This window comes from Acidobacteriota bacterium (assembly GCA_003225175.1).
Classification (GTDB): Bacteria; Acidobacteriota; Terriglobia; order Terriglobales; family Acidobacteriaceae; genus Gp1-AA112.
This window is the reverse complement of record QIBA01000109.1, coordinates 1-5,823: the sequence shown is the minus strand read 5'-3', so window position 1 is coordinate 5,823 and position 5,823 is coordinate 1. Positions and strand designations below refer to the sequence as shown.

Genomic DNA, 5,823 nt, shown 5'->3' with positions numbered 1-5,823 from the left:
GATTTTTTATATTTCTGTAGAGATAAAAATAAAATCTTTATTATTGATGAAAAGCGACATTATGTACAAGCATACAAAGAGGGTTTAGCCAAAGCGAAAAAGAAAAAGAACGAAAAGGAAATAGAAATAATACTGGAGAAATTTAAAGTAAGCGTATTGTATTATGTTTCAAATGATGGATTTCATTGTTTGATGATATATATGTGTTGTACAAAGCATTTTATAGAATTGAATGGTTCGTTTTATTACGCAATTGGAATGGTTCCTGTTGTGTTGCTTGATGTACTGAGAAATATTTTATGAAAATATAATGAATATAACAAACGGACTATTATTTCTGATGAAACTTAATTAACGCTTACAATTTTTTTAGATCGAAATTAATTGCTATAAATACTACAAATTTTTAACAGAGATTGCATACATTAACGAGGGTATCTTAAGTCCAATCACAGGTATTTTATTAAATTGTTTTTAATACAAACGTTCTATAAGACTATAACGATAACTAATGAAAATATAATAGATTCTGATCCTATTACGATTATTAGTAAATTGTTACATTCAATGACTTCTATTCTTGAATTGAATAAAATTCTCAATTACAGTATGTCAATTCGATTACAGAAGTTCAAAAGCAGGAGATAATAATTAAATCGATTAATAATTTTAAACTGAAATCAATTACAAAGCTAACTGAATCTTTCATAAGTAATTTTATTATTTTTTATTTGTCTTTTATTGTTAAAATTATTTATTGCTTTATTTATTTAGGATAGAAGTGGTGTATTTGAATTAAATTTATACAAAAATAATTTATCAAGTATGCGGTCTGAGCTTCTTGACCTTCAAATATCTAATAGTATATTTTGTTTGGTAATTGATACATTCAAAAATAAAATGATTTGGAAGAAAGTTTTTGGAAATGGGACTTTAAACAAATTGTCAAAGATAGGAGAATCGGACATTTCTTATATATCGGATCAGAATTTTTTAATTCGGTTCAGAGAATTGTTAATAAATTTTCCGATACTATTGAAGATAAAGGCGCTGTGAATTTTCATAGTATTGAAAATTCTATTCTTACTTTAACTAATGAAGTCGAATGTAAGGATTTTAGTGAATATGAATTATTACAGACAAGAAACATTCTAATAAATTGGTTGGTATAGATTATTTTTTCATTCAGAAAATTTAATTTTATACTTACTGCTATAATATTTTATAGGATGATTGATTGGGCAAATAAATCAAGATCTTATGACGAATCAAATTTTTTATTTATATATTTTTTATCGCCTCTTGATTTATTTCTTGGAAGCTTAAAATTTTCATTCATTTTTGAAAAGTATATTTTCATTATTTCTTATTATATTAATTAATAATAACGATAATCATATTTTCTTAACTATTACTTTTGTACAGGCCAGAACATCCAACTTATTGCAGTATAGAACGAAAAAATGGTATTCATAATAATTGCGTTGTTAATAATGAGGATGTTGGTTTTTCTGTAACTTTAAATAAGAAGTTAGCGAAAAAGGTTGATGGGGCAATTTCTTATTCGCCAAATTGTGATGGGAATTTGTTACTTTATTTACTTACCTGTGAAGGAAAAAAATCTGACTACTTTGGAAATGATGGTTACGATAAATTAATCAGATGTATGAATGATTGCTGCAATAGCTGGATTATTTATTATTGCAAAAAGGCAGAACAGTTATCAAAGAAATTAATCGAGCAATTAAAAAAAATTAAAATTTTTGGCTTGCATATTTATGGTAAGTTTGTAATATTTTGCATTATCATCTATATTATTATTCTACTTCATTTACTTCATTGTTTATTTTATAAAGGAGGAAATTGTAAATTGCTAATTTACGATCAACTTTGTGAAGGTGTAGGAAGGATTAGGCTGGCTAATGAAGTCCAAATTCCACTTAAATCGGAAAAAAACGAAGCTCCTTATTGTATTGAGGTTTTTTGGCAAATCAAGGTAATAAAAGCTATTATTTTAATGAGACGAATTAATTAATATTTATAATCAATACTTAGGAATTATTGATTGAGAGTTACTCATTAATTGATGAAATTGAAGTTGAATTAAAGAACATAAACAAAAATGAGAATAATAACAATAATGAATTAATTGAAGTTGATGATTTCTTGAAGAGAATAATTATTGAAACTCCTAATACACCAAAGCAAAATAGCCTAAAATTATAGATTTTATATGAACCAAGCATTTGTAATCAAGTATTCAAAAAAACTAACGATAGCATAATTTTCTATTACCTTTTCTGGTTTAAACACTAAAAGGGAAATCTAGTTATGATAATAAAATTCTTCGATTTTCATAATGAATTCGACCCATTTTTATTTCATGACGTTTGTGACATATGTCTTCACGAATCTGGGTCGTTGTAGTTGCGATTCCAAATATTTCTTCAATCCAGACCTTCGCGGGTCTCGTAGGTCGAAAACAGCGCGGTATAATGAGAATAAAATCGCCGATTTCTCGTCGATGCTCGTAATACATCCGAACCAATTTGTATACCTTCGCGGATCACATGTGTCGAGAACCGCGCGGGTCTGGTATAATGAGAATAATATCGCCGATATTCGTAATACGTCCGATCCAATTTCTATTCAGCGACGTTTGCGACATGCATCATCACGATTCTGGGTCGTTGAAGGAGCGATTCCAAACAATTTGTTTCGATCCAGAACGGACGGGTTGTTTTCGCAATCAAGGTATAACGATATGCCTTTAGACTATTTTTATGGCGTTATGCATAAATGTACTAATACCGCACTTTCATTCCAGAAAGCCGAAAACCTTATTTGTATTACAGAAGACAGACTAGAACGAAATCTAATCGAGGGGTTTGCTCAGAATATCAAACAGCTAGAGTGCTCATTCCAAACGAATATGAGAAAACGAAAGCGGGAGGATGACGATGACTTCGATTACCTCTATGGTATTGTCACTACAGCTCAGGACTGGTACTTCTTGCTGTACACTCCGGGGAAAATTTTACAAGGCAGTAAATTACCATTTAGCATCGAATTTTCCGAAGATGCCTTGAATAAAAACTCCGAAGAATATCAAACGTTACATAATGGCGTGAAAAAAGTGTTGGATGTAGTAGTAGGTTTATTAAAGGATAGGGCATGTGCAGAAGACGATTCCCCCTCAAAGAAAAAAGCTAAAATAGAGAAATATCGTTCGAAAAAATAATCTATATATTAGCATGTCGTGTATCCCGGGTAGCGTCCCGATCCTTTGTACTGTATTTATTTTTTTATTTTTTTTTATTTCTGTAATGGGATCCCGATCCCGACCACGGGATATGACCTTACAAAATAAGATTTTCGTTTAAAACAAATGTTGTTAACATTATATGATACATTTTTGATTTGAATTTCCTATTAAAAATGTTTGCAAAAACGCGAACCAAAAAAATACCTTCAACATCATTACAATACAAATCCTTTTAAAAGCTTAATCGACGAAATTCTGACTTCATCAGGAGGTTCGATATCGATCCTTCTGATTATAAGGTTCGGGACCGATCTTTCTCGTTATGTAAAAGTGCATGTGTTAACGATTTTCAAGATGGTACCAGTAAATTATTGATCGATCCTAATACCAGAGACTTATTCTATACGAATGGGTGAAAAGTGAAGAGACAAATGTCTTTGCAGGCACTTATTCAGGATCTACTTACTATAAATGTGAAAATATTGGTTATAATGGTGAAAAAGAGGGACAGTTGTATTTATCAAAAAGAAAATATGGTTGCCCCTATAACAAAAAAGTTAAGAAAATTCTTATCGTCATATGATCACACTGAATCTTGGATTAAACGTATCTGACCATACAGATAGTGTGTGGTTCCAATGTTTCAATTATACGGGAATATAATCATTGGTAAAGATGCCAATAATATGTAGGAATGTGAGCACCTTAACTGAACACATCTCCCAAATCAACTGCAACAGTTGAGACCACCCGTTCCTCCTGCACATGTCTTAACAATTCCTATACTAATCATAGCAGTTCTCAACAAAGGAACTCAAATAATAATTTAGACGAAGGAATTTATTCTATTGATAATATAAGCCAATACCATAATAAATGGAAACTCATTACTCATGCAAAAATCAGATCTCAAAAACGTGGATCTGGCAAGTTATTTAACGTAACTTCAATGGACGATTCTGGAGAAGAGGTCGGGATTCGGATCCTGACCAAAAATAAAATAAGACGGTAAGTTTTTATATTCACACCAAACTAAATGCACGTATTTAGATTAAAAAAAAAAATAAAAAGAGATAATATGTGTGTAATCATAATTTTTAGTAATATTTACAATCTATCTGTACAAAAATTTTATTTATTCAAATTTAATCAAACTATTGAACAAATTACTCATCCTCCCCAAATTCATCTTCCTCTTCATTCTCCTCATCTTCACCTTCCCCCTCATCATCTTCAAAACTTGCATCTTGTTTTCTTCCATAATAAAAATTATTCCAATCCTTGTTTTGAATTTTTACAAAATAAGTAATTGAGAGATTAACAAGTTGATAAACACCAGGTTTTAATCTTTCCGAAAATATTCTAAAACGTTCCGCTCCTTTAAAGTTTTTCGCTATTTCTGATTTCCTCGTCTTTGTCAATTTTGATGACATATCCTCGTTAGCATATTTTTTATCAAAAACGTAATTAATACATTTTTTATCGTAATTCTTATAGAAAACACTGAGTCTATAAAGATATTTTATATCATTAGAAAGGCCGCTACCAAAACATTTTAAATAAGTTTCATGAACTATATTTTTCTTTTGACTTTCACTATAACCAACATAATCATCAAGGTTAAAATCATCATTAATTTCAGCGTGATTTAATAAAGAATGATAGTTCGCTTCTATCTGTCTCAAATAATTAGTAGTTTTCTTTGATTTTCCTATTATAAAAATTATAAATAAAAAAATCAAAATAAAATCGCATAACCAATAATTTTAATACTTCAGTACCTTTACTTTTATTCAAACCTTCATATTTGTCAAGTAGTTCCTTATATTTAGACTTAAGATCTTTATCAAATAAAAGTTAACGTTAGTAATTTTTTTTTTTTAAAAAAAAAAAAATAAAGTTTTAACCTACCTTCATTTTCTTTTTTAAGACCTTTAAAATACAAAAAAAAAAGAAATGATCAAATGCACAAATATATAAAATTTCAAATAATAAATAAGAAAAATTAAACCCTTGCCTTCATTTTCCTCTAATAAATACATATAGCCTTCACCAAGACTATTGTTATATTCTCCTACTTCTAATAAATTATAAGGTTGAAAACAAACAACCAACAATAAATAAAATTATTCTTTTAATATTCTTACCTTTGTGTTCATTAATTAAACTTAAAATTTCTTCTCGAGAATATTCGTTAGTTAGTCCTAAATTTCTGAGGATAGTCTCTTTCGTAGTTTCGTTAGGTATCCAAGATGTATCTCCTTTCCATATATAAACGTCACCTTTATAAATTACATATTTCTTTGTAATAAAGATATATTCTTTTTCGGTACAAGACTTTTCAAGTTTTCGCAAACTTTGTTTTATATTGGAATCCATATCCATAATAAATTGGAATCTAGAAAGGAATTTTTTTTTTTAAAAAAACAAATTTGTCAAACATAAATAAGATTAATAATAGAAAATTCCACGGCATTTAACCAATTATGGTTAGCTAACACTTACAAAATCAAGTTTTTCTAGAAGTTCTGCGCTAAAATTCGAGAATTTTAATAGTA

Annotated in this window: 5 protein-coding genes; 4 read left to right on the top strand and 1 reads right to left on the bottom strand. The window is 28.9% G+C overall.

What is annotated here, in order from left to right; genetic code table 11:
- From DMG62_22525 to DMG62_22510, 4 genes are all read left to right on the top strand, one after another.
- Positions 1-303, top strand: a 303-nt coding sequence (locus DMG62_22525) for a hypothetical protein (protein PYY20684.1), incomplete at its 5' end; no start/stop codon positions are given.
- A 522-nt stretch (positions 304-825) separates the two neighbouring features.
- Positions 826-1,056, top strand: coding sequence for a hypothetical protein (locus DMG62_22520; GenBank protein ID PYY20683.1), 231 nt, complete (start codon positions 826-828; stop codon positions 1,054-1,056).
- Positions 1,057-1,666: 610 nt separating this feature from the next.
- A complete protein-coding gene (locus DMG62_22515; GenBank protein ID PYY20682.1) occupies positions 1,667-2,035 on the top strand; it encodes a hypothetical protein in 369 nt (122 codons plus the stop codon).
- A 729-nt stretch (positions 2,036-2,764) separates the two neighbouring features.
- The gene (locus DMG62_22510; GenBank protein PYY20681.1) at positions 2,765-3,241 is read left to right on the top strand and encodes a hypothetical protein; all 477 of its coding nucleotides are present in this window, start codon (positions 2,765-2,767) and stop codon (positions 3,239-3,241) included.
- A gap of 1,190 nt (positions 3,242-4,431) precedes the next feature.
- Here DMG62_22510 and DMG62_22505 read toward each other — a convergent pair.
- Entirely contained in the window at positions 4,432-5,007 is a 576-nt protein-coding gene (locus tag DMG62_22505; protein PYY20680.1) for a hypothetical protein, read from the bottom strand.
- Positions 5,008-5,823: the final 816 nt, after the last annotated feature.